The following is a 25,778-nucleotide window of genomic DNA, read 5'->3' as shown; positions in this document are numbered from 1 at the left end:
GATACTCATCATCCGATCCGAATTGGGTAATGGCGTCACCGGACTCCATTCATCTACTTCCGCAAATCCCATTGTGTAAAACTTGCGGATTTCTGCCATCACCCCCTCGCGGGAACTGATAATCAGAAACTCTACCTTTTCTCGTTCCGGTTCTCCTGCATCAGAATTAGGACGCACAGATCCGCCAGAGTCAGACAAAAACTCTTCTGCCATGAGATATTCTCCTTTTTTTGGATTTAAAACCAAAAAATCTAGCCACCCCGCAGGCAGCGCAAAGCAGGGTGGCTACAGAGAAATGTTAAAATTCTCCATTAGCCTCCAGACTGCTCGTAACAGTGTGGGGGTCAAGCTGTCCATTGCCGTTGTCAGCGGCATTGGGCAGCGATACTAGATTTTTGGCTGGACAAGGGTTGCTGTCGTTGAACTCGAGCAACCTTAAACAGAGACAATAGCGCCATTGGGGAAATCTGTCAAGATGCTCTTAACAAACTATGATTTGGAGCGATCGCTAAACGTTTAAGAATATTACGGAATAAAGATTCGCCTCGCACCTCGATAGGTATCAATATCAAGCACGATTTCAATTAGGCTTTCAACACACCGACTTCGATATTCGGAATCATTCAGAAGTCGATCGGCATTGCTAACGGTGATTACAGGCAACGACTCTGACGTATTTTCTTCACGCATAACCTGCTCCAGTGAATCTTTCCCTTTCATGCTGCGATTGGCGGTAAGCAAAATCATCTGATTTTCTTGAGCGAGTCGCCAAACCATCCTGTCATCACTGTCGGTTGACAAATCCATTTCTGCAAACGTGACGAACTGAATCGGGACAATATCTAGCCAGCCTTGACTCGCGATCGCACCGAAGAAAACCAAGGCATGACCTCTGAGATTATGATCGATCAGGAAAATCATAGTTCCATTTCAGATAGACAATCATGGACGCGATTGACACCCTACTTTAGCTTTAAGCAACGCTCGTGCAGAACCACATTTTGGTGGGAACACAGGCGTTATTCGCCTCGGATGCACATGCCTTGCACCCTCTATCTCTCTGTACAATAAGACTGAGGCAGTCGAATGACGTTGAGATTACTTTTCTGCCGATGTTGAACGCTCCGTTCACGTCGGCATGAATTTTTGAACCATCAGCAGCAACATACCAACTGCGAGAAACCCGTTTTCCACTGAAAGCGGGTTTTTCTTGTTTGTTGGGTGTAAAAGTTGGGATGTTGTCCCAATTTAAGAACGAAGCCTTACTGGTGTAAGATTCTTCGCCCACCACAACCGTAATTCCCGCTGCTTCCAACTTATAAGTTAGAAGATCAATAAATCTTGCATGTGGTATTTGCACGAATTTTTGGTTCGTCTTTCTCCCCAGATTAATGCTAGTCTTCCATTGGTCATTTTTGCCAATGGCTACTTGACTTACTCCTAGTTTTAAAAACTCAGACACAATCATCCGACTGCATTGATGTAGATAGGAATCGACGGAGTTGTTGCGATTCCTGACGAGATTCTGGATTCTTCGCGACGTTCCCTTTTTAATCAACCCTCTGTATTTGGCAACTTGCTTGTTGTAGAACTGGTTAGCACTTTTTAGCGGCTTGCCGTTTACGACGAGAGGTTGAATCTTGGGGTTGTTAAAAACAATGGTCGCTAAATTGTCTAAGCCAATATCTATGGCGGCTGCCAAATCTGGATTTAAAAGGTGAGAATCTTGTTTCGATTCTTGCTCTTCGTAAACTATCTCGATTACGTAGCATCCTGTCTTGGGGACAATACGAACCTCGCACAAGTCCTCAAACTTTAGCCCTGGCTTGACGGGAATCCGAATTGGAGACATTGATGGGACAACGGTTCCCTTTTTGAACTCCCTTTTCCCAACGGCTTGCTCGTTGAACTTAACAACATTTCTTCGATCTACATAACCAGGAAGCTTTGGCTTACCCGTGAATTTCGACGAATCTTTGTTGTAAGCCTCCAATGCTCGGAAATGGTTCGTCCACGTATCTGCACATTGTTGTAGCACGAGTTGAGCTACGTTAGCTGGCATTGCTTTGTAGTTCTCATTCTTCTGGAACAGCTTATCCAGTCTGGGCTGAGATAAGTAGCCATGCCCGTAAAAGTAACTATACCTTTGAGCATACTGAGCGTTATTAAACAGCTTGCGAGAAAAGTCTGTTATTTCATCGCAGTAGTTGTACCATTCATGTCCTTTCTTAATGACATGTTTTTCAACGCGCTTCGTCTTCATCACCCCCTTGGAGTTGTTGAATTATTTTCTCAGTCTTTCTCTTGGCTCTTCGCTGTCCATACAATCTAGCGGAGAATGAGGTGATGATTGATATCAAGTCTTGCATCAATTCATCTGTTCCGTTCTCGGCTAGATTCACAATTTCTAGTTTAACCCCACAACGGCTCAACAAAACATCTAAATAATTAGTACCAAATCTTGCTAGTCGGTCTTTATGCTCTACGACCAACACATCGTAATCAGACAACATCAACAGACCTTCTAGCTTTTTGCGGTTATCGTTGAGTCCACTTCCCACTTCTTTAACAATGCGGGTTATTCTATACCCTTTAGCTATGGCGTATTGTGTTAACCTTTCTGCTTGCCGTTCTAGGTTTCCCTTATTTTCGGATGATGAAACTCTGGCATAAATAGCCGCTCACTCTTGAGTGGATACAGTTTTAGGCACTGGGTTGAAATCGACAATTACCATTCCAGTTTCTGTCTGTTTAGCTGGATGCGGTAACTTGCCGGTTTTCCACCAGCGCCATGCTGTTTTGTAGCTAATGCCAAGATGTTTTGCGTAATCTGGTAGTTTCATAATGGTCATTTTAGACCATTAATGGCTATCTATGTCTATTGGATGATTGAATTTTTTCAATACCTTGGACTCACGTTTTGCCTTAACCGCTCGCAGCTTTTCCCAAGCAGCTTCAGTTCCAGGTTTGGGGGGTTTTGCTGCACTTCGAGCCACTCGCTCACGATTTTGCTCTTCGTAGTACTGTCGGAGTTCTTCAGCCTCTTTGAGAACTTGCTGGTACTCAGCTTCCACCTCTGCGCGATGAGCCTCAATATAAGCCAGAGCAGTATTAATTTGCTCCTGCGTGAGGTCAAATAATCCTTGAATAAACTTTGGTGGGTACTGCTCTGTCACATAGTCCATCACGTCGTACAAAGTGATACGGGTTCCTGCGATCGATAGACCCCTTTCTGTACGGATGATAGTTGTTTGTCCATTGGAGTGCGAAGTCATATACATAATTTGGCAACAGCTAAGTCTATTTATTTTACCAATTGCCCAATGGGTTGGTTCAAGAGCTTCCAATCTCTGAGTTAGCAATTTTTATTTTGAGCGATGCAATTGGCGATCGCTGAAGCGAGGTAAGCAAAAGAGAAATTGTTGAGTAGCTAATGCTACCTACAGCGTCGGAAAGTTTGAGGGAGATTTTGCGATCGCCCCGCGATTAAATCACAGAAGATGTATTAGGTGGATCGTCCAACTCTGCGATCGCTAATTTTACACGGAAAGCGAATGCCCTTCCAATCGCGCTCTGATAAATGCCCAATCAATATTAAATTAGCAGAAGGCGGTAGAGTAACAATGAAACTGCGAAAAACAGACGCAACTCTTAAACCTGCTGCTGCCCAATCCTGGAGTGCATAATCGGTCACTCCTAAAGCAGTTGTTTGGGTGGTGATGAGTCCAACTATCACATCGGGACGAGTTGCATGGTAAGTGCTTGACGACAAAACTACAGCAGGGCGACGTTTAATACCAGTGACACCTGGAAAATCGACTGTGACGACATCGCCGGGATTGAATGTCACTTTTACATCTCCTCGCTGTCAGGAAAAAGTGTAGCTGCATACTGCAAGGAAAAGGTCGTTACATCAAGTTGATCTTGCTGGGTCCAAGTATCGCTTTGATTGATAACAGATTCATTTTGCTGTACCAGATCGTTGAGAATAAGAGTTGCTAAGCGCAATCGCTCATTCGGTGACAATGTACTAACGATTTGGGTGTATATTTCAATAGCAGTAGTCGGCATATCGGAACCCTCCCGCCCTTTATACTTGCAATAACTAAATCAATCGCATCTTCAACACTAGCTGCTTTACTTAAAAGATAAAGTTAAAACTACCATATTTTCACGGAATGAAAACTCGTCTTGCCCCCATGTAGTTGGCAGTGTAAATCGCAATCTCAACAATACGATCAACACACCGTTCTCGATAACTTGAGTCATTTAATACTCGATCGGCATTGCCAATAGTGACAACTGGTAAAGAATCTTGAGTATTTTCTTCACGCATCACCTGCTCTAGGGAATCTTCATCCTTCATGCTGCGATTTGCAGTAAGCAGGATCATCTGATTTTCTTGAGCTACTCTCCAAACAACTCTATCACTGCTATCAATTGATAATCCCACCTCCTCAAACATGACGAAGCGAATTGGAACAACATCAAGCCACCCTTGACTGGCAATACTCCCTAGCAGGATGCGTGCGTGTCCCTTAAAGTTGTGGTCAACTAAAAAAATCATGCTTGTAAATGGTGGCGTGCCTTAGATGCCTGAAGCTTTTCCCATGCAGCCTCTAGCCCAGGCGGAGGTGGCAAAGTAGCGATTCTAGCAACGCGATCGCGATTCTCCTTTTCGTAATATAACCGAAGTTCTTCAGTGTCCTTGAGAACTTGCTGATACTCTGCTTCTACTGCGGTTCTATTCGCTTCAATGTAGTCTAAAGCAGCACTGAGTTGCTTTTCGGATAGATCGAATAGATCGCAGATAAACTTAATAGGGTACTGAGCAGCCACATAGTCCATTACATCGTAGAGAGTGATGCGAGTTCCTGAAATCGTCAACCCACGTTCAGTACGAATAATTGAGACTTGCCCATTCGATGCTGAAACCATAGATAGCTGTTCCTCCAAAAAGTATAATTTGATCTTATGTTACCTCAGAATCAGAAAAGATATTAAAGGTCGTTACATCAAGTTGATCTTGCTGGGTCCAAGTATCGGTTTGAGCGATCGCAGGTTCATTACCCAAGCAGCCATTGAACAATATGACCTAAAAATTATAGTCTACGATCCCAATACAGAGGAGATAACACAATGGAGACATTAGAGAGATATCGCCAAATTGTGCGGGATTTACTTACTTCCCATGCCACAACCAACGAGTCTGATATTGAGTCTCAGGTTATTTGCGATACAGAAAGCGATCGCTATCTACTTGTAGATATCGGTTGGCAGGGTCTTAATCGCATTTATGCTTGCTATATGCACCTCGATATCAAAGACGGCAAAATCTGGATTCAGCACAACATGACTGAAGCCGATCTAGGTCAAGAATTGGTAGCAAAAGGTGTTCCTGCTTCAGACATTATTTTGGGTTTACACCCTCCCTATAAACGTCCTTATACCAACTATGGTGTTGCTTGAAAAGAAAGCCGGTTTTTTCAAAAAAACCGGCTTTCTTCTGGGAGTTTCATCAGTATAGGTTGCGCTTACCAGACGAAGAATCTTAACTAATCGGCTCTCCCGTACTTAGGGTGATAAATTTATCTAATCGTTGCGTAGGTTGGGTTGAGCAATAGCGTTACCCAACGTTCTTGGCTAATAAGTTGGGTTTCGTTCCTCAACCCAACCTACAACCTTTATGCACAAAGCTTTTCACATGATTTATCAGGTTTTATTATCACCTCAACTACGGGAGAGCCTTCTAATTGATGCTCCTGTTATCATTTTTATTCAAGCTGTTTGGGACGGATTTCAAATTCAGAACGAGCACGAAAGAAACAAACATCAAACTCAAAAAAGAAATTAGCCTGTCCTAAGATCAAAGGCACATTGGCTGCTTGTGTCCAGGCAAATGCCAGGTTAACCATTGGGAATGAACTGACTTGAGCATCAACAATAACTGCGCGAGCTTCAAACCGAGCCAGGTTCCCTGCCAATAGAACTGAGAGTGTTTCATTCTCCCAAATTAAGCCCAGTTGTAATCCCAACTCGTAGGGCAAAACATTCACGCTTGCGCCTGTATCTAAATAAACCTTCGGTGTTAAGGGATTGACCATTAAGACTCAGCGTCAGGGGCAGATAGGGCAACCGATCAACCATGCCAAGGCTGCTGTCGATAATTTTGTAGGGTAATTTTTGAGCATCAACCATTCTGTTCTTGTTGCTTTGTCGCTAGAAGATTCATCAAAACATTGGCAGCCTCAGAGCAATTGTAGGGCGACCAGACAGGATATTCCTGGTTGGCAACAAAGAAGTTTGGCTCTTCTTCTTTGACCAGTTCCGTTGCCAGAAACTGCATCAACCGAAGCTTATCAATTTTTGAAAGCTCCAGGATTTTTGGCATGAGTTCAGCCAATGACATTTTAGGTACTCCTTGTGTGAGGTTGGATGAAAAGGTTGGGGATGCGGGCTTGTGGCATCGGGGCGATCGCTGGCACCCATTTATTCTACCAATTAGCCTGATAGGTTAGCTTAGGAACTTCTAGCCCCTGTGAAAGCAACTTTTGCCTGAACGCTCGAGGTGGCGATCGCTGAAAATACAAAAGAAACCCGGTTTTTTCAAAAAAACCGGGTTTCTTTTGGGGTTTTCATCATAAAAATGGTGCGTTATATCGTTTATGGTTGTATCGAAATTACAGCCGTAGGGGCACGGCAACCGAGGAATTTTGCGCTGGCGACAAAGCTTACTGATGTTCCCTACTGATGATTCCGATCTAACCGGATTTGATATTACACTGCGTTAACGCACCCTACGGTTTAGCATTGAGTGGTTAGCAATTCAGCAGGTAAGCGCTTGAAGGCGAGGCGTTCGTTTTCTACATCGACAAAGATAGTATCTCCATCGCTGAATTCGCCGCGCAAGATTGCTTTGGCAATTTGGGTTTCTAATTCCCTTTGAATTGCACGCTTTAATGGACGCGCGCCGTAAACTGGGTCGTATCCTACTTCTGCAAGGAAGTCTAAAGCGGCGTCGGAAAGTTTTAGCGAGATCTTGCGATCGCAAGAATCATTTTGTCAGTCGTTTCAACATCACCGAAACTCTAGCATCTCTTCTACGGTTAAACCAATATCACTTGCTATCTGGCGTAACAACTTAGGTGCTATGTCACGTCCCTTGTGAAATGGAACTGTTGTTGCTCGACCGTCTTCATGCCGAAACTGTTTGTGCGAACCTTTCTGTCGCACTTCAACAAACCCAAGGTTTTCTAGTATGCGGACGACGTCAGGTGGCTTCAGAACAGGAATATTGCTCATAACCTATTGAATCACGATTTGCTGCGTCCCAACGAACTCTGTTTTAAATGCGATATTTTCATCTTCCAACAACATTTCAATGACTTCGCGCAAATTTTCTCGTAACTCATCCAAAGTTTCTCCTTGAGAATGCGCGCCTGGAAATCCAGGAACGTAACCAACATAGAGGTTGGTGTCAAAGTCTCGCTCGACGATCGCAGTAAAAATTTTCATAATTATTTGTACTCCCTCTATTTAGATGATAACCTAGCAATACCTTGTATAATACCAGTGTAATGTACGAAATCGAATTCACACCTGAATCACTCCAGGATTTGCGCTACTTCAGGAAATTTGAGCAGAATATTATTATCGATGGGATTCAAACTCAGTTGATTTATGAACCAGCAGTAGAAACGAATAACCGATTTCGGCGGAATCCACCAGATATTGCTGAGTGGGAATTGCGGATAGGTGTGTTTCGAGTCTTCTACAATGTCGATCAAATCGTGCAGATCGTCAGCGTTGAAAAAATCGGTGAGGAGCCGAATAATACAGTGTTTTTTCGCGGACAAAAGGGGTAAAAAACTATGATTTGGACTTATCGCGTGTTTCGTGACAGTCAAGGGCGCTACTCGATTCGAGAGGTGTTTTACCATCGAGAAAGCAGAATGATTATCGATTATAGCAAAGCTCCTGTGGCTGTTGTTGGCAGTTCGGTTGAAGAATTGATGCAATTGGTTCAGTGGTTTAAGGAAGCTTTTGATTTGCCAGTTTTATCGTTAGAAGAAGTTGATGCTGAGATGGCAAAGCAGCCAGTTCAACAGCAACGCGATCGCAGCAAAAATATTTCTTTGAAGCAAGTACTTGCAGAACTAACTACCGAAACTGAAGGGTTGAGCGGTAATCAGTAAACAGCAGCTAAAAACAGAAACCGGGTTTCTTTGACTACTGTACCAGAAACCCGGTTTTTTTGGTTTTCCCATCATAAAAATGGTGCGTTACACTTCGTTAACGCACCCTACGGTTTAGGATTGAGTGGTTAGCAATTCAGCGGGTAAGCGCTTGAAGGCGAGGCGTTCGTTTTCCACATCGACAAAGATGGTATCTCCATCGCTGAATTCGCCGCGCAAGATTGCTTTGGCAATTTGGGTTTCTAATTCCCGTTGAATTGCACGCTTTAATGGACGCGCGCCGAAAACAGGGTCGTATCCTACTTCTGCTAGGAAGTCTAAAGCAGCGTCGGAAAGTTTGAGGGAGATCTTGCGATCGCCCAATCTCCGCGCCAATCTTTCCACCTGCAATTGTACGATTCGCCGCAGTTCTTGCTTTTGCAATCCGTGGAAGATAATCGTTTCATCAACCCGGTTGAGGAATTCCGGACGGAAGTTATTCCGCATCGCTTCCATTACGCGACTCCGCATTTCTTCATAGCGCGAATCATCCCCGGCAATATCTAAAATGTACTGCGATCCGATATTGCTGGTCATGATAATGACGCTATTCTTGAAGTCTACGGTATGTCCTTGAGCATCGGTAACGCGACCGTCGTCAAGTATTTGTAGCAAAACGTTAAATACATCTGGGTGCGCTTTTTCGATTTCATCGAATAGAATCACCGCATAAGGACGACGGCGAATTGCTTCGGTTAATTGTCCCCCTTCTTCGTAACCAACGTATCCAGGAGGCGCACCAATTAAACGGGAAACGGCATGTTTTTCCATGTACTCGGACATATCAATTCGCACCATTGCTTCTTCGGTGTCGAACATATATGCGGCGAGTGCTTTGGCTAATTCGGTCTTGCCAACGCCCGTGGGGCCGAGGAAAATAAAGCTAGCAATCGGTCGATTTGGATCGGCTAAACCAGCACGCGATCGCTGAATCGCATCTGCAACTGCGGTAACTGCTTCATCTTGTCCGACGACGCGACGGTGCAATTCATCTTCCAAGTGCAGCAGTTTTTGCATTTCGGATTCGACTAATTTACTAATCGGAATTCCCGTCCACTTGGAAATAATTTCGGCGATATCTGCTTCGGTAACTTCTTCCCGCAGCAAGGATTTACCGCTGGTTTGGGTTTGCGCTAGGTGTTTTTCAGTTTCTTCTAATCGCCGTTGCAGTTCGATTAACTTGCCGTATTTTAATTCTGCGGCGCGGTTGAGGTCGTAGTTGCGTTCTGCTTGTTGAATTTCCAAGTTAACGCGGTCGATCTCTTCTTTAATTGTCTGAATTTGACCGATTACGTCTTTTTCAGACTGCCACTGTGCGTTGAGGGTGCGTTGTTCTTCTTTGAGATCCGCGAGTTCTTTTTCCAGTCTTTCTAGACGTTCTCTGGAAGCGCGATCGCTTTCTTTTTGCAACGATAGCTTTTCCATCTCGAGTTGCAGGATCTTGCGGTCGATTTCGTCGAGTTCTTCCGGTTTGGAAGTAATCTCCATCTTTAACCGCGCCGCTGCTTCGTCTACCAAGTCAATCGCTTTGTCGGGGAGGAAGCGATCGCTGATATACCGCGTAGATAATGTCGCGGCTGCTACCAACGCACTATCGGAAATTTTCACCCCGTGGTGAACTTCGTAGCGTTCTTTCAAACCGCGCAAGATAGAAATTGTATCTTCTACAGTCGGTTGATCGACGTAAACTTGTTGAAAGCGCCGTTCGAGTGCGGCATCTTTTTCGATGTACTTGCGGTACTCATCCAAAGTGGTGGCACCAATGCAACGCAACTCGCCCCGCGCCAACATGGGTTTGAGCAAGTTTCCGGCATCCATTGCACCTTGGGTTGCACCCGCACCAACTACAGTGTGAATTTCATCGATGAACAGAACGATATTACCGCCGGAGTCGGTAACTTCTTTCAATACCGCTTTCAGGCGTTCTTCAAATTCACCCCGATACTTCGCACCGGCAATCAACGCACCCATATCGAGGGCGATTAATTTGCGATCTTTCAAAGATTGGGGGACATCGCCGCTGACGATGCGTTGCGCCAATCCTTCGACGATGGCGGTTTTACCGACACCGGGTTCCCCAATTAGCACCGGGTTATTCTTGGTGCGGCGAGACAGGATCTGAATCGTGCGGCGAATTTCGTCATCGCGCCCGATTACCGGATCGAGTTTACCTTCTTTTGCCAGTTGGGTGAGGTCTCGACCGTATTTTTCTAGTGATTCGTATTTTCCTTCCGGATTTTGATCCGTCACTTTTTGTCCCCCGCGGATTTGTGCGATCGTATTCTTCAGCTTGGCTTCATCTAGTCTAAATTCAGAGAATAAGCCTTTACCGAACCGATCGTCCTTGGTATATCCCAGCAACAGGTGTTCGATGGAGATAAACTCGTCACCATATTCTTTGCGATATTCTTCGGCGCGGTCTAACAGCGTGTCCAAACTGCGACCGAGATAGATCGAGTTAATTGTACCGGAAAGCTTGGGTTGGCGCTTGATGAAGTCGTCGGTGCGATCGCGCAGGCGTTGCACGGGAACCCCAGCCTTGTTAAAAATGCTACTAGCCAGCCCTTCTTGTTCCAACAGCGCTTTCATCAGGTGTTCGCTTTCCAGCTGTTGCTGCGAGGCAGCTTTAGCCATATCTGGGGTTTTAGCGATCGCTTCCCAAGCTTTTTCGGTAAATTGATTTGGATTATTCGGTTGCATCGAATAGACTCCCCTTTCTATACGCAATTTTTCTAACTACAGCCATTGTAGGGAACCGCGTGCGATCGCAAGATCGGTGTTCCCCCATTCTGTAGCGGGTATTACCGTCCTCAGATGGCTAATTGCTAATTGCTAATTGCTAATTGCTAATTTTCGATATCGCTGCAAATCTCTCTGCAAAAACTCTTGTGGGGTAGGCATTCTGCCTGCCTTTGAGTTTCTGTTATTGAGAATTGTCATATGCTAGCTGTTGCACAAAGGCTTGATGTTCGGCAGAGTTAATACCTGCCTGCAATACTGCTAACACCTGCTGCATATTCCCCGCCAATAAAGCATTTCGATCTAACCACAATCCTGGAAAGACTTGACTGCGAATTATACCTGCTGCATCAGGTTGCAAATTCACATACTCTCCTGCTTCTAACCGGAACCAATCAATGCGTTGGTCAAACACCTGCCACACTAGGTATTCCTGTATGCCATTGCGCCGATAGGCACGTTTTTTGTCACCCAGATCGATCGTCGCACTACTGGCAGCAACCTCAACAATTAATTCTGGTTTTCCTTCGATGTAGTCATCCTCGCTAATTCGCGCTTGTCCACCGCAGCTTTCCTCAATTAGCAACACCGCATCCGGTTGAGGTTCGTTGTCTAAGTCTAAGCGGACAGTCGGATTATCGCCCAAAACAACGCCAGAGGTTGCGGTTTCATAGAGAAGCAACCACCCCATAATTCGACCGTGGGGTTGTGCATGACTCCGGAATCGCAAAGCAGCAGGTATGTAAACAACTCCTTCAATTAATTCAGCTTTTTTCAGATGGGGCATGGCGTTGTAGCGCCGCTCAAATTCAAAGCGATTCAAGCGATCGCCATTTTCCAAGGGTGGAATTTTCAACTGTTGTGAGGTAGAAGGAGGCATAACTGTTCCCGATCGAGAAGCTGATATTGATGATGTTAAACCATCTGAAACGATAGATCCATAATGCCAAGATCTACTGGTTTTGGATTCCCTGCTCAAAGGTTTTGATCGCATCGACGTGGTTAACCATATTGATGCAACGTAACAATAGCTCAAGGTTTATTTTTGGTAATTCCTCACTTAGATCGATCTTTTCATAGTGCAAATCGCTCCCCTCTCCGCGCAGATGATAGATTTCAAGAACGCCATCATCCCAAAACCATACTTCAGGAATCTTTAGCCGTTTGTAGGATTCCAATTTATTGATGCCGCCACTGGTAAAGACTACTTCAATGGCTAGATCGGGACGCTTGCGCCCAGGAGCAAGTTTATAAGATTTATCAGCTTCTCGCTTGGCACTCCCTCCTTCGCTTTCCAGCGTCATCGAGCCGGTTGGGGTGAAGTCAAACCCTGCCATCAGCAGGTAAAGTTCCAACAATGCACCGATCCTTTCCTTAAACGTTTCGTGTGGTTCACCTGGCATCTGTTTAATCTCCAATACTCCATCCAGAAACGAGAGTCGGTATCCTGGACGGTCTAGCAATTGCTCAACCGCTTTGAACTCCCGCCAAGTCAACCCCTCAAATAAGAGCGGTGTTACTTTTTTGGGTTTGGCTAAAGTTGCTGTTGTCATAATATACCCATTCGCTGGTTCGCAATTTAATTTAAAGCTTACGCTCTACTACTTATAGTATCTCTTAAGATCTATTGCTGATCGGTAATTTTGATGACAAACTCCAGCCCCAAACTGGACATCTTTTCACTCTGAATCAACTGTACTTGATTTGTCTGTAACTCCTGCAAAGTTTGCTCTAGCTGTTCTAACTTAATTTGAGCTTGTGCTGCACTCGCTTGCAGGTTTGTTTGGATGCGATCGCGATCGTTAATCTCCTGACACAATTGATCGTTGACGCGCTTTAGCTCGCGATGGGTGTAAGTATAGTTAAGAATTAAGCCAGTTAATAGAATTAGATAGGCAATAATCTTGAGAAAATGCGCTACGTTGAAGCGATCCGCAGCTAATGCGTAAAAGGCATCGATTATACCCGCACAAAGCAATGTCACACCGATAATTGGAGTAATGACATCTCGCTTGATTGTGCAAAAATGACTTGGCTGCGGTTTTTCTGCTGGGTCATTGACCTTAAGCATATGCATTTACCAAAATTTTCATCAACTTTGTTGAATCTGTTGGGTTAATAGTTCCTCAATTTCTTCAAACCGAAACTGTTCGGAAAGCTGAATAATCTGCTCGGCAAACTTGCTATATTTTGGCTCAGTTTGCACCAGGTTTTCCAGATGTTCTTGCAGCCGCGTGAGTTGAGCATTTTGAGTAAATTCTAGGAGTTGGGCGATTTCGGCGCTGGAGGGCAAAATTACCTCAACCGTATCTTCAGTATCTGTTGTAGGAGAGGAGGCTAGAGTCTCTAGAGGGGTTTCATAAAGCCATTGCAGATGGAGATGAGTGGCGAGTAGGTTAAACAATTCATTAGCGGCTACGGGTTTAGTCAGGAAGTCATCTCCCCCAGCATCCAGCGCCATTTTTCGATCGGCTTGAGCCACCGATGCCGATGAGACAATTATCTTGTGATGTTGCAACTCGTCACGACTGCGAACTTGTTTGAGTAGTTCAATTCCATCCATCACTGGCATGACGATATCAGTTACTACCAAATCCGGATCTTCCTTGAGCATCTGTTCGAGTCCAACAGCGCCATTTTCGGCTTCAGTGACTTGGAAACCCAATGGCTCTAAAAGATTAACTAAGACGGCTCGGTTTTCCCAGCGATCGTCGATGACTAAAATGTGGCGCATTCTGCCTTGATAGCCAATAATTTGACCGTCAGTTTGGGTTGAGTTTTGTTGTATCCAATCGATAGCGAGAGGCAATTCTACTTCAAAGAAAAAGCTGCTGCCGACACCAATCTTACTGTTAACTTGAATCTCGCCACCCATCAGTTGAACGATTTTCTGGCTAATTGCTAACCCCAATCCCGTGCCTTCGGTTTTACGTTGGCGATCGCCCACTTGTTCAAAGGCTTCAAACAGCTTATGAACGTGTTCTGGTGCAATGCCTACCCCTGTATCTTGCACTTGAAACCGGATTGGGCAATTCGTTGCATCATCGCTTTTCTCTAACAGAGAAACCTCGAGTTTTACGACGCCGCTATCGGTAAATTTGATCGCATTTCCTAAAAGGTTAATTAAAACTTGACGCAAGCGTTTTTCGTCGGCATAAATTCCTTCAGGTAATTGCGGATCGGATTGGTAAACAAAGTCAATTCCTTTTTGCTCGGCTCTAATCCGGCAGATTTCCACCACACCTAGCAGAAATGAGGGGAAATGGATTGCTGTGGGTGCGAGTTCGAGTTTGCGAGCTTCAATTTTGGACAGATCCAAAATGTCGTTGATCAGGGTGAGCAAGTGCGAACCGCATTGATGAATAACGTTAACTTCGTGAAGTTCTTTGTCAGGTAGCGCTTTGGAGCGAGCGAGAATTTGGGCATAACCCAAGATACCATTAAGCGGGGTGCGTAACTCGTGGCTCATGTTGGCGAGGAATTCGCTCTTGGCTTGATTAGCATTATCTGCTGCTTCTTTGGCATGTTTGAGTTCGACAGTACGTTCTTCCACCCGCTGTTCTAACTCAGTAAAAGATGCTTTCAGCTGTCTTGCCATTAGGTGAAAAGACTCTGCCAATGACTCCAATTCGCCAATACCTTTGACTTCAATTGTTTGGTCAAGTTGACCGGATGCAATTTCCTTGCTGGCTTTTTGTAGTTGTAAAATCGGTTTGGTAATCCAGCGCGAGGTGAAAATTCCCACTATGGTTGCTACTCCCAGCGCTCCCAAACAGAGCAAAATAGTTGTGCGGTTGTTGGCATTAATTTGGCTCATGAAATCGCTTTCTGGGACAACTATCACCACCAACCATTCCAATCCCTGGGGATCTTGCCACGGTGTAACTTGCACAAATTGTCGTTCGCCGTTCAACCACAATTCTAATAGCTGGCTAGCTTTAATTTTCTTCAATCTACCATATTGTTTTTGTAAATATTGTGTGGTCGATCGCATGATGAAATCGTCGCTTTCAAAAGCATTGATTCTTTGAGGTTTACCATTCACAATTGTAAAAGATTGCTGAGATTTAGAACTTGCCACTAACAAACCATTGCGTTCTATAATAAATGCTTGTCCAGACCTGCTAATCTTTAAATCGTGGAGAAATTTACCGATCTGAGATAGGGTCATATCGATTCCCATCACCCCTTCAAAAGCTCCCTTTTTGTTATAAACCGGATAGCTGTGGGAAATAGCCAGAACCGCGCCATATACCCCTTCCCCGCCCCATTGATAAATCTGACTCCAAACAGGCTTCCCTGCTTTAGCTGCATCTGCATACCAGGGTTGGGTAGCAAATTCAAATTCATCTAATACGGCTTTAGGAAATAATTTCAAGCGTTTTCCGTTCTGGTCGCTGATGTAAGCCGCTATTTTGTTACTTTTGGAACGATCGAAGCTATCAATAATAATTTGCTGGGGATTTTTAGGCTCGAAACTCACTCCAACGAATTTACCTTTTTGATTGGCATAGTTGATGTAACCCACCCGATAAACTTGTAGTTGCTTCCAAAAAGTTCGCTCCATCAGGGAAAAATCTTCCAAATCAATTAAGCCTGCTTTAAAAGCATCTACATTGATTTCGTTGAGTTTCTTTGGGGTCGCCATATACTCGCCAATAAACTGCCGCACCCGAACCAATATCTGGCTTTGCAGTTCGATCGCCATATGCTCAACTGCTTTCTGTCCATTTTTAAAAGAAAAATAGCCTACTAACCCCACTGCTGTAAAAATTTGCAGGATAAAAGGAACAATAAGAATGAGTTTAAGAGAAATAATTGATAAATTTCTGTTGGTATTTGTTAAAATTGTATTTGGCGACATTTTGATTAATTACTCCATGTTTTGATTGTAAGATATGGTAGGCAATAAAATTGTGAAGGTTGTTCCCTTGCCCAGGGTAGAATCAACCTCGAGTTTTCCTCGATGTTTTTTTACTACGATTTGCCGCGCGATCGCCAATCCTAACCCCGTTCCTTTACCTACATCTTTAGTAGTAAATAAATAGTCAAAATTTTTGATTTTTACTACTTCTATTATTCCGTCACCATTATCCTGAATGCCGATTTTTACCCGATCTTCTACCAATTATGTGCGAATACTAATTTGCTGGCGATAGGCTTCAAGTTCAGCAAATGAATGTTTTTTTGCCATTTCATCAAACATATCAATAGCGTTGGCTATTATATTCATAAACGCCTGATTTAACTGACCGGGAAAGCAGTCAATTTGAGGCAAGTCGCCATATTCTTTGATGATGTTGATGGCGGGGCGGTATTCGTTAGCTTTGAGGCGATATTTCAGAATTAGCAAAGTGCTATCCAATCCTTCGTGGAGATTAGCGCTAACTTTCCGATTGGTGTCGGCGCGGGAGAAGGTGCGAAGGCTGGTATTGATGTTTTTAATCCGATCGGTGGCTCTTTGCATAGAATCGAGTAACTTGGGTAAGTCTTCGGCGAGAAATTCTAGATCGATGTCTTCTGCATTATTCTGCACTGGATCTGCTGGAGCGGGATAATATTGCTGATATAGTGCCAGATGTTCGAGTAAGTCTTTAACGTAGTCTTTAGCGTTATTGATGCTGTAGTTGAGGAAGCCGATGGGGTTGTTGATTTCGTGAGCCACCCCAGCAACTAAGCCACCCAATGCAGACATTTTTTCATAGGGAAACACCGCCAAAATCTGCCATTATCAGCGCATAGCTGTTGCGGTACGATTCTAAGCTGTAAGGACGGACAACTCCAGCAATGTTCAGGTTTTTGGCAATCGCATATTGATTGCGAAACTGTAACAAATCCTGAAAGGTCGGATAGTCTTGTTGCAGCAGTTTGACCGCGACTGGTTGGTCATCCACCAATCGAATACCCCGATAGACAGCTGTTCTAGTACCACAATATAGTAGCTCTACTAGATGATAGCCAGCTAGAGCAACGCTTGTACTGAAGGTGGTATTCATCGGTAATGACCTCATTGGACATAATATCAAGGTTATTATGCCCTCAAGGCCAGTGCCGCTAACAAATGGGCAAAGTCAACACAAACTCAGTTCCTTTGCCAACTTCAGAATTGACATCTATGGCGCCCCCATGTTTTTCGACTATAATTTGATGTGCGATTGCCAATCCCAAACCCGTTCCTTGACCGACACTTTTTGTGGTGAAGAGGCGATCGAAAATCTTCGCTTTTACCTCTTCGGGGATACCCATCCCGTTATCTTGAATCCGAATGACAACCGCAGATTCTAAAACTTCTGTGCTAATCTGAATGCAAGGCTGAGAAACTTTCCACTTTTCGGTTTTTTCATCGATGGCGTCAATCCCATTTGCCAGAATATTCATAAACACTTGATTTAACTGTCCGGCAAAGCAGTTCACTGGAGGGATTTTACCGTAGTTTTTGATGACGGAAATCTCCGGACGAGTTTCATTTGCCTTGAGGCGATGTTTCAAGATTAAAATTGTGCTGTCTAACCCTTGGTGCAGATTGAAGGGTACGGGAGTATCGCTATCGGCACGGGAAAAGGTGCGTAAACTGTTGCTGATATTGCAGATCCGATCGATTCCTTCTTGCATAGAACCCACTAATTTGGGTAAGTCTTGCCGGATAAACTCCAGGTCGATCTGTTCTATCCGATCTTGAATTTCCGGAGCGGAATTGGGATATTTTTCCTGATACATATCGAGCAATCCAAACAGATCCTGGATGTAGTCCAAAGCCGGTTGAATGTTACCACCGAGGAAGCCCACTGGATTATTAATTTCGTGGGCAACGCCCGCCACCAAGTTGCCCAATGCTGACATTTTTTCTCGCTGAATGAGTTGCAGTTGAGCGTGTTGCAGTTGCTGATTTTGCTGCTCGATTAGTTTGATATCTCGGTAGGCACGCAAAACAGAAATAACCACAGTAATCAATTTTTGGCGCGTTAACTCTACCTTCAGTTTGTAATCGTTGATATCGTACTTGAGGATAACCGATTCTTCGGGGGCATCCCCCGGTTGCCCCGTGCGTAAAATAATCCGCACTTGCCGATTTTGCAATTCTTCCCGAATGTACTGCACCACCTGGAGTCCTGCGTCATTCGTCTCCATGACCACATCCAGCAAAATAAAGGCAATGTCAGGATGTTCGACCATCATTTGTTTGGCAGCTTTACCAGAGTAGGCAGACAGGATATTCAATCCTTTGCCTTCAAAGGTAAATCCTTTGAGCGCGATCGCCGTGGCTTGGTGGATGGCAGGTTCATCATCGACAATCAAGACTTTCCACTCCCCCTCTAGATGAGAATTTGGGTGGGAAACTTCTGCCACTTCGGAATCATCCAGCAACAGCATTTCATCATCTTCTACAAGCATCAGAACCTCATCTGAAATCGTGGTAGTAGGATCGGATAAACTCGACATAACTTAAAGACTCCAGGGTAACTGAATGACGAACAGAGTTCCTTTTCCCACTGTACTCTCAACCTCGATTGTCCCACCAAGTTTCTGGGTGACGAGGTTATAGACAATGTGTAAACCGAGACCGCTACCTCCGCGATCGCGGGCAGTGGTAAAGAAAGGATCGAAGATTTTGTCCAGGTTTTCTGGAGGAATGCCGCAGCCATCATCGCTGTATTTTAGAATCGCGAATTCGTCAGTTTGTTGAATGCCAATTTGTAACTGTCCCGCTTCCCCAGTGGGATAAGCATGAAGTAGGGAATTATTCAGCAAGTTGGTAATCAGTTGGGCGATCGCGCCAGGATAACTGACAATTGTGATGCTGTCATCCCCCGTCACCGTCAGCGTATGTTGGGCTTGGCGCAGTTGGGGACCCAGACTGGTCAGCAGGTCTTCGAGATATGATTTGAGGGCAATCGAACGCTGTTCCAGGTGGGTTTGATCGACGGCAACTTGTTTGAAGCTTTGAATTAAATCTCCGGCGCGTTGCAGGTTGGTGAGCATCAAACTGGCGCTGTCTTGTGCCGTGTCGAGATAGTTGGTGAGAACGGATTTTTTCAGTTGTCCTCCAGCAATTTCGGCTTTGAAGGCTTGGGTCGCCTCCACCAGAGTAGAAGCTAGGGTAATGCCGACACCGACGGGGGTATTGATTTCGTGGGCAACCCCTGCCACCAGTCCCCCCAGAGCTGCCATTTTTTCCGCTTCCACGAGTTGTTTCTGGGTAGCTTTGAGGTCATCGAGAGCTTTGGAGAGTTCGCGGGTGCGAGCGATGACTTTTTGTTCCAGGGTGTTGTAGAGGGTGGCGTTTTCCAGGGAAATGGCGGCTTGGGCGCAGAGTAAGTGGAGAATTTCCACGCGATCGCGGGTGAATGCGTTCCTAGAACTGGAGTTTTCCAAATACAAAATCCCAATTAATTTGCCTCGATCGACGATCGGACTGCACAACAAACTCTGGGGCGAATGTCGTTCAAAATAGGGGTCGGCAGCGAATTTGGGGTCGGTGACGCGATCCCATAGTTCGGGTTGCCTGGTGCGGGACACTTGGCGAATGATGGAGACAGGGAGATGGTTGCAGGTATCGAGGGGTTGGGATGCGATCGGTTGTACGGTTTGAGCGATGTACTCGATCGCCACAGTCAATTCGCCCTCTTGGTTTAATATGAGGGCAGCTTTGTCGGCGCCTGCATTTTCCACCATCACTTGCATGATAACGGCGAGCAGTTTATCGAGGTGGATTTCGCTGTAGAGAGCTTGGGCGACTTTGGTGAAGCTGCCCAAATCCAGCAAGTTGGAGATGGAATTGCCGCTCTTGGTGGCGGTTTGGTGGATGGAAACCAAGGTACTGAGGCAGTTGGTCGAGGGTGTGGATACCGATTGCAGAATCGGGCGCAATAACTGGGGATAGCGGGTTTCTAGGTCATCAGTTTTGGCTAATGCTCCCCAACGGGCGTAGCAGTAATAAGCTGCTTGCATGTAGCTGGCGGCGACTGTTTCTTTACTCCAAGCGAGATAGAATTTAGCTGCCAGCTCATTGCTAAGTGCTTCTTCTTGCATATAGCCGTTTTCTTTAGCAAGGGCGATGGCGCGATCGTACAGGTCGATCGCTGCTAGCCGATTACCAGAAATTTGCTGGAATTGAGCTTCTATCAAATCAGCTTTGTGCGACCAATTGACAGCCGCATGGTCAGCAAACCGACGGATTTTTTCTCGAGCGACAGTCACCTTTTCCAGGCAACGATCTTGTGCTTCAGCAGAAAGGTTGGGATATAGCGCTAATCTCACGAGTGCATCGTAGAAATAAAACATATTTCCTGGTATAAACGATGCAATAGGGCGATGAAATTCAGCTACTTTCTCTAATTGAGTTAGAGCTTCTTCATGGCGATCGAACAAATAGCAACCAATTGCCTTAAACAAATGTGCCACCGCAATCCCGTGGGCATCTTTAACAGCATATTGTTGTGGCAAATCTACTGTTTCATCGTAAACTTCACCCATCAGTTGACAAGGATCGTCGGCATGTCCTAGCAAATTCAGCACGTGCTGGTGATAGGTTTGATTCCAACGCAGAAAGACGGGTTGTTTGAGTTGGGCGATCGCCTGACTATAGATAGCCATCGACTCCGCTAGCTCAGATAGTTCAGCACCCGCAAAATAAGCTGTGTAACTATGCACCTGAGCAAAAATGGCGGTTGTTTCTAGATCTCCTGTTTCTAGTCCGATCTGATAACCCACTTGTAGATCGCTTAAAATGCTTCGCCAGTTTTCTTTCCAATGTCGCACACCCCCGTGGAAGCGAGATAGGGTTTTAGCCTGCACAGGCAAACTGGGTAATTTTTCCAGAATTTCTAATGCCAACTGACCAAAGGCATAACCCAGGTCAATCTCTCCTACTGCACTACACAAAATCATGCCGTAGGTGACATACCCTGGTGCTGAGAAAGCTGTGTTGCCTGTTTGAATAGACAGGCTAACCATTTTAAAAAAGATAAATGGCATCAGATGAGGAGCAGCAAGCACCACCACGCCAGCTAATCGAAATAAGACCCGCATGGCTGCTAGGAGTCGGGGTTCTGTCATGATGGGCAGGTGAATTAATTCTGCCACTGGGCGATCGCCCTTCGCCCCATTGATTTGGGCTAATCCACGCCCAAAATCTTCGGGTGTGGGTTGGGTGGGCAATGCAATTCCTAATTGTTGCAGCGTTGTACATCCCAACCCAATGGCTTCCTGGAGTTGGCTTTGAGCAACGTGCGCTTGAATCTGGATTTCGTAGAACGGAATGCGATCGAGCAGCGATTCAACCCGATCCAGAGCCAGGGTAAGCCAGCGTTCTGTTGCAGCAAAATCGCCGACAAGACAGGTATTACTGGCGAGTTCAGTATGAAGCGTCAGAGTGAAATCGTAGTGCTGTTGCCAACTATTTTCTGGCAAGAGATCCCTACTCAATACTAGATAACTCAAGGCAGTTTGGTAAGCAGTTGCAGCTTTGGCTTTTTGTCCGGCTTTGAGGTTGAGCTGCGCCAGTCGCTCTCGCTCGGAAGGCTGCTCAACCAAATGAATGGCTTCGTTTAAATGATTGACAATTTCAAAAATCCGCTCGTGGCATTCCTGCTCGGAGCAGTTATCGAGAAACAGTCTGCCAATGGTTTGATGGACAGTTGCCTTATCAGTATCAGGAATTAGAGAATAGGCAGCTTGTTGGACGCGATCGTGCAAGAATTTATAAGAAACGGGAATTTCACTACTGCGATCGCGTAGCGTCGGCTTTGCTGAATCGCTGCCATCTGAGTCATTCGATTGAAAGAATTTGTAGGTTTCACTAATGGGGAGAATCAATCCTTCCTGTAAGGCTTTCCAAAGAGCCGTTGCCGCTTCGGTTTCCGATTGTTCGGAAACTAGCGCCAAAGTGTTCAAATCGAACTGGTTGCCAATACAAGCTGCCAGTTTCAACACCTCCTGCGTCTCTACTGGCAGTTTTTGCAACTGCAATGCCAAGAACTCCACGACATCATCGGTTAATGCCAACTGCCGCACCGCAGCCATGTCACATTGCCAATAACCCAATTCTGGATGGAACTCAATCCAACCGTCCTCATGCAGCGCTTTGAGAAATTGGGTCATAAAAAAGGGATTCCCTTGAGTTTTCTGATACACCAATTGTGTCAGCGGTTGAGCCAATTCATTGGTACAACTTAATGTATCTGCTACCAACTGATTTACCGTTGTTTCTAGCAAGGGTACCAGAGTAATCCTATGGACGATCGCTTGAGTTTTCTGAATTTGTTCCAGAGTCAACATCAACGGATGCGCCGGAAACACTTCATTGTCTCGATAGGCTCCCAGAATCAGTAAATATCCCGAACTCGCTTCACTCATTAATAATTGCAGCAAGTTCAGGGAAGCGGAATCCGCCCATTGTAAATCGTCCAAAAACATTACCAACGGATGTGCTGGCGTGGTGAACACTTGGATGAATTTCTGAAACAGTAAATTGAAGCGATTTTGAGCCGCACTTCCGGAGAGTTCCGGCACGGTCGGTTGTTGTCCGATAATCTGTTCTAGTTCAGGAATCACATCAATAATTACTTGTCCATTTTCGCCCACAGCGTCGAGGATTTTGGCTTTCCATGCCGCCAGTTGAGTATCGCTTTCGCTCAATAATTGCCCCATCAAATCGCGGAAGGCTTGCACGAAGGCAGAAAAGGGTATATTGCGCTGAAATTGGTCGTATTTGCCTTTAATAAAATAGCCGCGTTGCCGCACAATCGGTTTGTGGACTTCGTTGATGACGGCAGTTTTCCCAATCCCGGAAAATCCGGCAACTAGCATTAACTCGGTGTGCCCTTGGGAAACTCGTTCAAAGGCATCTAACAAGGTTTGCACTTCCGTTTCCCGACCGTAGAGTTTTTCGGGGATAATAAAGCGATCGCTGATATCCCGCGTCCCAATTTCAAATGGCTCAATAGTGCCAGTTTCCTGAAGTTGATGCCAACAAATCTCTAGGTCATACTTTAAACCCAACGCACTCTGATAGCGATCTTCGGCATTCTTCGCCATCAGTTTCATCACAATAGCTGAAATCGCTTCTGGAATGTGGAATTCCCTAAGAGAAGGTGGCTGCTTGGCGATGTGGCAATGCACCAACTCCATCGGGTCATCGCAGAGAAAGGGCAATTGTCCGGCTAATAATTCAAATAACGTCACTCCCAAAGCATAGAAATCGCTGCGGTAGTCAATCCCTCGATTCATTCGTCCGGTTTGTTCAGGGGAAATATACGCCAGCGTTCCTTCGAGTCGATTAGGGTTTTTGATTTCTGGCGTTTCTTTGGGCAATAGTGAGGCAATCGAAAAGTCAATTAACTTAACTTGTTTTGTATCTGGATGGATCAGAATGTTGGCGGGTTTGATATCTTTGTGGATAACGCGACAGGCGTGCAAGTCGTGCAGGATGTCAGCCAGTTGCAGGGCGATTTGCAACACTTGTGCGATCGCAAGTGCCTGGTTTTGAGTATAGTCTCCCAGGGATACACCGCCAAAGTCTTCCATCACCAGCACGTAGCCGTTGCGGTACGGTTCTAGACTGTAAGGACGGACAATTCCAGGAATGTCAAGGTTTTTGGCGAGGGTGTATTGATTGCGAAACTGTAACAGATCGTGAAAGTTAGGATAGTCTTGTTGTAGCAGTTTGATCGCGACTCGTTGGTCATCCACCAATCGAATACCCCGGTAGACAGCGGTTCTACTGCCACAATACAGTCGCTCGACTAAACGATAGCCAGGTAGAGCAACGGTTGTATTGAAGGTGGTGTTCATTGGTAGTGACCTCATTTGGCACAATATCAAGGTTATTATGCCCTGAAGGCCAGTGGCGCTAACACATCGGCAAAATCAACACCTACTCAGTGCCTTTGCCAACTTCAGAATTGACTGCGATCGTGCCGCCATGTTTTTCTACCACAATTTTACCGGCTTCCGCGAGTGGGGAAGCGAGGCATATCGCTAATCCCAATCCCGTTCGTTTACCAACTTCTTTAAAAGTATCAAACACTTTATTCATCAATTTAGTGGGTATCCCTACCCCATTATCTGCAATGGTGTGTACGGGGGTAGGCGTCATGGCAGAAAATCTAAATCAACCCAGACCTGACGATGCCGTTTTGGGAGGACTCGCAGGCGTCAAGCGGCGATTGGCAAGCGATGTTGTTGCCAACAAGCTATTTGGCAAACTGGTAGAATTCCAAGTTATAGAAACTGGAATACAGGTGAATGAATATCAAAAAAAACATTTATTCCAACCCTCTGGTAAAGATACAACTGGGCATACTGGGAGTTGGGATTGGCAACCTGCCAAAGATTGGTGGAAGTGATGGGGGGTGATATCGTTGACCGTTGCATCGGAATTACGACCTGTAGGGGCTTTTTCCCAATTAGCAATTAGCAATTAGCAATTACGTTAAAAGGCAATATAAATTTTAGAAAAAATTTATACTACCTGGGAATTGATAAAATTAAATCAAGCAGGGGTAAGAAATTAAAGGCAGAGGAAAACAAAGGCTCACAACTGTTTTGAGAAGTTATAACATAGAACGATCGGCGTTTATCTTGACCAGGTTATGATTTACTGCCTCAATCCCAGGTGCAAAAAACCGAAAAACCCGGATGGGACGGAGATTTGCCAAGCTTGCTCGTCAAAACTGCTGCTCAAAGAGCGATACCGGGCGATCCAGTTTCTCGGCGATGGTGTGTTTAGCAGAAGCTTTGCAGCTGAAGATACGCAGCAAAGGAAAGTCCCTTGCGTCATCAAGCAATTTGCGCCCTTACCGCAAATACAAGGCCATTCTGAAGCAATGGCGAAAGCAACCCAGGTATTTGAACAAGAAGCCAAGCAGTTGCTGGAACTGGCGGAACAGTATCCCCAGATACCAACGTTGTTTGACTACTTTGAGCAAGATAAGTACTTGTATGTAGCAAAGTATTACATAGAAGGGAAGAATTTAGCGCAGGAATTGCAGGCGCAGGGAGCGTTTAGCGAACATCAAGTGCGGGAATTTTTGTACGATGTGCTGCCAGTGTTGCAAGTGCTGCACAAGCGGCAGATCGTTCACCGGGCGATCAAGCCAACGAATATAATTCTAAAAAAGAGCGATCGCAAATTCGTCGCGATCGATATCGGCATCTCGAAACAGCTAGCCGACACCCGACTAACCAAAACAAATTTAAGAACAAGCACCGAAGTTTATACGCCTATAGAACAGATACGGGGGGGCAAAGCTTACCCAGCGAGCGACCTTTACAGTTTAGGCGTAATCTGCATTCAGATGCTCACGGGGGCGCAGGTAGATGACCTGTACGACCCCGTAGAAGGTCGATGGATGTGGCGAGAATATATCAGAAACGCGGGGACGGATATTAGCGACTCTCTGGCACAAATTTTAGACAAGATGCTGCAAGATTCAATCAAAGATCGCTATCAATCGGCATCTGAGATCCTGAAAGAATTTTATACTGGAGCAATACCGAAGACAACGACAAGCGATCGCAGCAAGTCTTCCACACAAGAACCGGAAAAAAAGGCCGCCCGCTGGCAATGCATCCACACCATCGCCGGACATTTAGACACCGTAACCACTGTTGCCTTTAGTCCGATCCCCCCTCACCCCCCTTCCCAAGGGGGGCCAGGGGGGATCCACGCTTCCCAAGGGGGGCCAGGGGGGATCCACGCTTCCCAAGGGGGGCCAGGGGGGATCCACGCTTCCCAAGGGGGGCCAGGGGGGATCCACGCTTCCCAAGGGGGGCCAGGGGGGATCCACGCTTCCCAAGGGGGGC

General features: G+C 45.5%; 28 protein-coding genes and 2 pseudogenes. 5 read left to right on the top strand and 25 right to left on the bottom strand.

All coding sequences use genetic code 11. The annotated features are described in order from the left end of the window. The 9 genes and pseudogenes from ACE1CM_RS17950 to ACE1CM_RS17910 all read right to left on the bottom strand — a co-directional run. A partial coding sequence (locus tag ACE1CM_RS17950; protein WP_374878962.1) for a hypothetical protein occupies positions 1-213 on the bottom strand: 213 nt, incomplete at its 3' end. A 312-nt stretch (positions 214-525) separates the two neighbouring features. Then, the gene (locus ACE1CM_RS17945; RefSeq protein ID WP_374878960.1) at positions 526-921 is read right to left on the bottom strand and encodes an ACP S-malonyltransferase; all 396 of its coding nucleotides are present in this window, start codon (positions 919-921) and stop codon (positions 526-528) included. A 52-nt stretch (positions 922-973) separates the two neighbouring features. Then, positions 974-2,263: an RNA-guided endonuclease InsQ/TnpB family protein gene (locus ACE1CM_RS17940; protein WP_374878958.1), complete on the bottom strand. Its 1,290-nt coding sequence runs from the start codon at positions 2,261-2,263 to the stop codon at positions 974-976. Next, positions 2,244-2,843: pseudogene (locus ACE1CM_RS17935) on the bottom strand (IS607 family transposase). The gene ACE1CM_RS17940 and the pseudogene ACE1CM_RS17935 overlap by 20 nt, the downstream one beginning before the upstream one ends. A gap of 18 nt (positions 2,844-2,861) precedes the next feature. Then, a complete protein-coding gene (locus ACE1CM_RS17930; RefSeq protein ID WP_374878956.1) occupies positions 2,862-3,275 on the bottom strand; it encodes a DUF433 domain-containing protein in 414 nt (137 codons plus the stop codon). 230 nt (positions 3,276-3,505) lie between these two features. Beyond that, positions 3,506-3,850: a type II toxin-antitoxin system PemK/MazF family toxin gene (locus tag ACE1CM_RS17925; protein WP_374878954.1), complete on the bottom strand. Its 345-nt coding sequence runs from the start codon at positions 3,848-3,850 to the stop codon at positions 3,506-3,508. Positions 3,851-3,852: 2 nt separating this feature from the next. Further along, positions 3,853-4,071 carry a hypothetical protein gene (locus ACE1CM_RS17920; protein ID WP_374878952.1) on the bottom strand — a complete coding sequence of 73 codons (219 nt, stop codon included), beginning with the start codon at positions 4,069-4,071 and terminating at the stop codon, positions 3,853-3,855. A 100-nt stretch (positions 4,072-4,171) separates the two neighbouring features. Beyond that, a complete protein-coding gene (locus tag ACE1CM_RS17915; protein WP_374878950.1) occupies positions 4,172-4,567 on the bottom strand; it encodes an ACP S-malonyltransferase in 396 nt (131 codons plus the stop codon). Continuing rightward, on the bottom strand, positions 4,564-4,938 hold the full coding sequence (locus tag ACE1CM_RS17910) for a DUF433 domain-containing protein (RefSeq protein WP_374878948.1): 375 nt from the start codon (positions 4,936-4,938) through the stop codon (positions 4,564-4,566). Before ACE1CM_RS17910 ends, ACE1CM_RS17915 begins: the two co-directional genes overlap by 4 nt. A gap of 201 nt (positions 4,939-5,139) precedes the next feature. Between ACE1CM_RS17910 and ACE1CM_RS17905 the strand changes: the two genes are divergently transcribed. Further along, positions 5,140-5,469 (top strand): XisI protein, encoded by a 330-nt coding sequence (locus tag ACE1CM_RS17905; RefSeq protein WP_374878946.1) that lies wholly within the window; start codon positions 5,140-5,142, stop codon positions 5,467-5,469. Between the two features lie 305 nt (positions 5,470-5,774). Here the strand turns inward: ACE1CM_RS17905 and ACE1CM_RS17900 are convergent, their stop codons facing one another. The 5 genes and pseudogenes from ACE1CM_RS17900 to ACE1CM_RS17880 all read right to left on the bottom strand — a co-directional run bounded on the left by ACE1CM_RS17900 (position 5,775) and on the right by ACE1CM_RS17880 (position 7,515). After that, the gene (locus ACE1CM_RS17900; RefSeq protein WP_374878944.1) at positions 5,775-6,104 is read right to left on the bottom strand and encodes a hypothetical protein; all 330 of its coding nucleotides are present in this window, start codon (positions 6,102-6,104) and stop codon (positions 5,775-5,777) included. 86 nt (positions 6,105-6,190) lie between these two features. Further along, positions 6,191-6,409, bottom strand: a complete 219-nt coding sequence (locus tag ACE1CM_RS17895; RefSeq protein WP_374878942.1) for a hypothetical protein — start codon at positions 6,407-6,409, stop codon at positions 6,191-6,193. Between the two features lie 395 nt (positions 6,410-6,804). Further along, positions 6,805-7,047: pseudogene (locus ACE1CM_RS17890) on the bottom strand (hypothetical protein); the annotation flags it as partial. Positions 7,048-7,077: 30 nt separating this feature from the next. Continuing rightward, positions 7,078-7,302 carry a type II toxin-antitoxin system HicA family toxin gene (locus ACE1CM_RS17885; RefSeq protein ID WP_374878940.1) on the bottom strand — a complete coding sequence of 75 codons (225 nt, stop codon included), beginning with the start codon at positions 7,300-7,302 and terminating at the stop codon, positions 7,078-7,080. A 3-nt stretch (positions 7,303-7,305) separates the two neighbouring features. After that, a complete protein-coding gene (locus tag ACE1CM_RS17880) occupies positions 7,306-7,515 on the bottom strand; it encodes a type II toxin-antitoxin system HicB family antitoxin (protein WP_374878938.1) in 210 nt (69 codons plus the stop codon). 62 nt (positions 7,516-7,577) lie between these two features. Between ACE1CM_RS17880 and ACE1CM_RS17875 the strand changes: the two genes are divergently transcribed. Then, on the top strand, positions 7,578-7,865 hold the full coding sequence (locus ACE1CM_RS17875; RefSeq protein ID WP_374878936.1) for a type II toxin-antitoxin system RelE/ParE family toxin: 288 nt from the start codon (positions 7,578-7,580) through the stop codon (positions 7,863-7,865). Between the two features lie 6 nt (positions 7,866-7,871). Next, positions 7,872-8,195, top strand: a complete 324-nt coding sequence (locus tag ACE1CM_RS17870) for a hypothetical protein (RefSeq protein ID WP_374878934.1) — start codon at positions 7,872-7,874, stop codon at positions 8,193-8,195. 114 nt (positions 8,196-8,309) lie between these two features. Here the strand turns inward: ACE1CM_RS17870 and clpB are convergent, their stop codons facing one another. The 11 genes from clpB to ACE1CM_RS17815 all read right to left on the bottom strand — a co-directional run bounded on the left by clpB (position 8,310) and on the right by ACE1CM_RS17815 (position 24,069). Continuing rightward, entirely contained in the window at positions 8,310-10,934 is a 2,625-nt protein-coding gene (gene clpB, locus ACE1CM_RS17865; protein ID WP_374878932.1) for an ATP-dependent chaperone ClpB, read from the bottom strand. A 223-nt stretch (positions 10,935-11,157) separates the two neighbouring features. Further along, a complete protein-coding gene (locus tag ACE1CM_RS17860; RefSeq protein WP_374878930.1) occupies positions 11,158-11,853 on the bottom strand; it encodes a Uma2 family endonuclease in 696 nt (231 codons plus the stop codon). A gap of 73 nt (positions 11,854-11,926) precedes the next feature. Then, the gene (locus ACE1CM_RS17855; protein WP_374878929.1) at positions 11,927-12,526 is read right to left on the bottom strand and encodes a Uma2 family endonuclease; all 600 of its coding nucleotides are present in this window, start codon (positions 12,524-12,526) and stop codon (positions 11,927-11,929) included. A 71-nt stretch (positions 12,527-12,597) separates the two neighbouring features. After that, positions 12,598-13,044 carry a hypothetical protein gene (locus ACE1CM_RS17850; protein WP_374878927.1) on the bottom strand — a complete coding sequence of 149 codons (447 nt, stop codon included), beginning with the start codon at positions 13,042-13,044 and terminating at the stop codon, positions 12,598-12,600. 21 nt (positions 13,045-13,065) lie between these two features. Then, positions 13,066-15,837, bottom strand: a complete 2,772-nt coding sequence (locus ACE1CM_RS17845; protein WP_374878925.1) for an ATP-binding protein — start codon at positions 15,835-15,837, stop codon at positions 13,066-13,068. Between the two features lie 9 nt (positions 15,838-15,846). Continuing rightward, positions 15,847-16,101 carry an ATP-binding protein gene (locus tag ACE1CM_RS17840; RefSeq protein ID WP_374878923.1) on the bottom strand — a complete coding sequence of 85 codons (255 nt, stop codon included), beginning with the start codon at positions 16,099-16,101 and terminating at the stop codon, positions 15,847-15,849. Beyond that, positions 16,102-16,668, bottom strand: coding sequence for a sensor histidine kinase (locus tag ACE1CM_RS17835; protein WP_374878921.1), 567 nt, complete (start codon positions 16,666-16,668; stop codon positions 16,102-16,104). Between the two features lie 4 nt (positions 16,669-16,672). Further along, positions 16,673-16,969 (bottom strand): hypothetical protein, encoded by a 297-nt coding sequence (locus tag ACE1CM_RS17830; protein ID WP_374878919.1) that lies wholly within the window; start codon positions 16,967-16,969, stop codon positions 16,673-16,675. 58 nt (positions 16,970-17,027) lie between these two features. After that, positions 17,028-18,413 (bottom strand): ATP-binding protein, encoded by a 1,386-nt coding sequence (locus ACE1CM_RS17825; protein ID WP_374878917.1) that lies wholly within the window; start codon positions 18,411-18,413, stop codon positions 17,028-17,030. A gap of 3 nt (positions 18,414-18,416) precedes the next feature. After that, a complete protein-coding gene (locus ACE1CM_RS17820; RefSeq protein ID WP_374878915.1) occupies positions 18,417-23,765 on the bottom strand; it encodes an AAA family ATPase in 5,349 nt (1,782 codons plus the stop codon). An 82-nt stretch (positions 23,766-23,847) separates the two neighbouring features. Then, positions 23,848-24,069, bottom strand: a complete 222-nt coding sequence (locus ACE1CM_RS17815; RefSeq protein WP_374878913.1) for an ATP-binding protein — start codon at positions 24,067-24,069, stop codon at positions 23,848-23,850. Here ACE1CM_RS17815 and ACE1CM_RS17810 point away from each other — a divergent pair. Further along, positions 24,068-24,319 (top strand): hypothetical protein, encoded by a 252-nt coding sequence (locus ACE1CM_RS17810; RefSeq protein ID WP_374878911.1) that lies wholly within the window; start codon positions 24,068-24,070, stop codon positions 24,317-24,319. The genes ACE1CM_RS17815 and ACE1CM_RS17810 overlap by 2 nt on opposite strands. Positions 24,320-24,565: 246 nt before the next feature. After that, the coding region (locus ACE1CM_RS17805) for a protein kinase (protein WP_374878909.1) at positions 24,566-25,778 on the top strand (1,213 nt) is incomplete at its 3' end.

It is taken from the genome of Microseira sp. BLCC-F43 (assembly GCF_041929235.1).
Taxonomy (GTDB): Bacteria; Cyanobacteriota; Cyanobacteriia; order Cyanobacteriales; family Aerosakkonemataceae; genus Microseira.
Note: the sequence above shows the minus strand (reverse complement) of the source record. Positions and strands in the feature narration are given on the sequence as shown.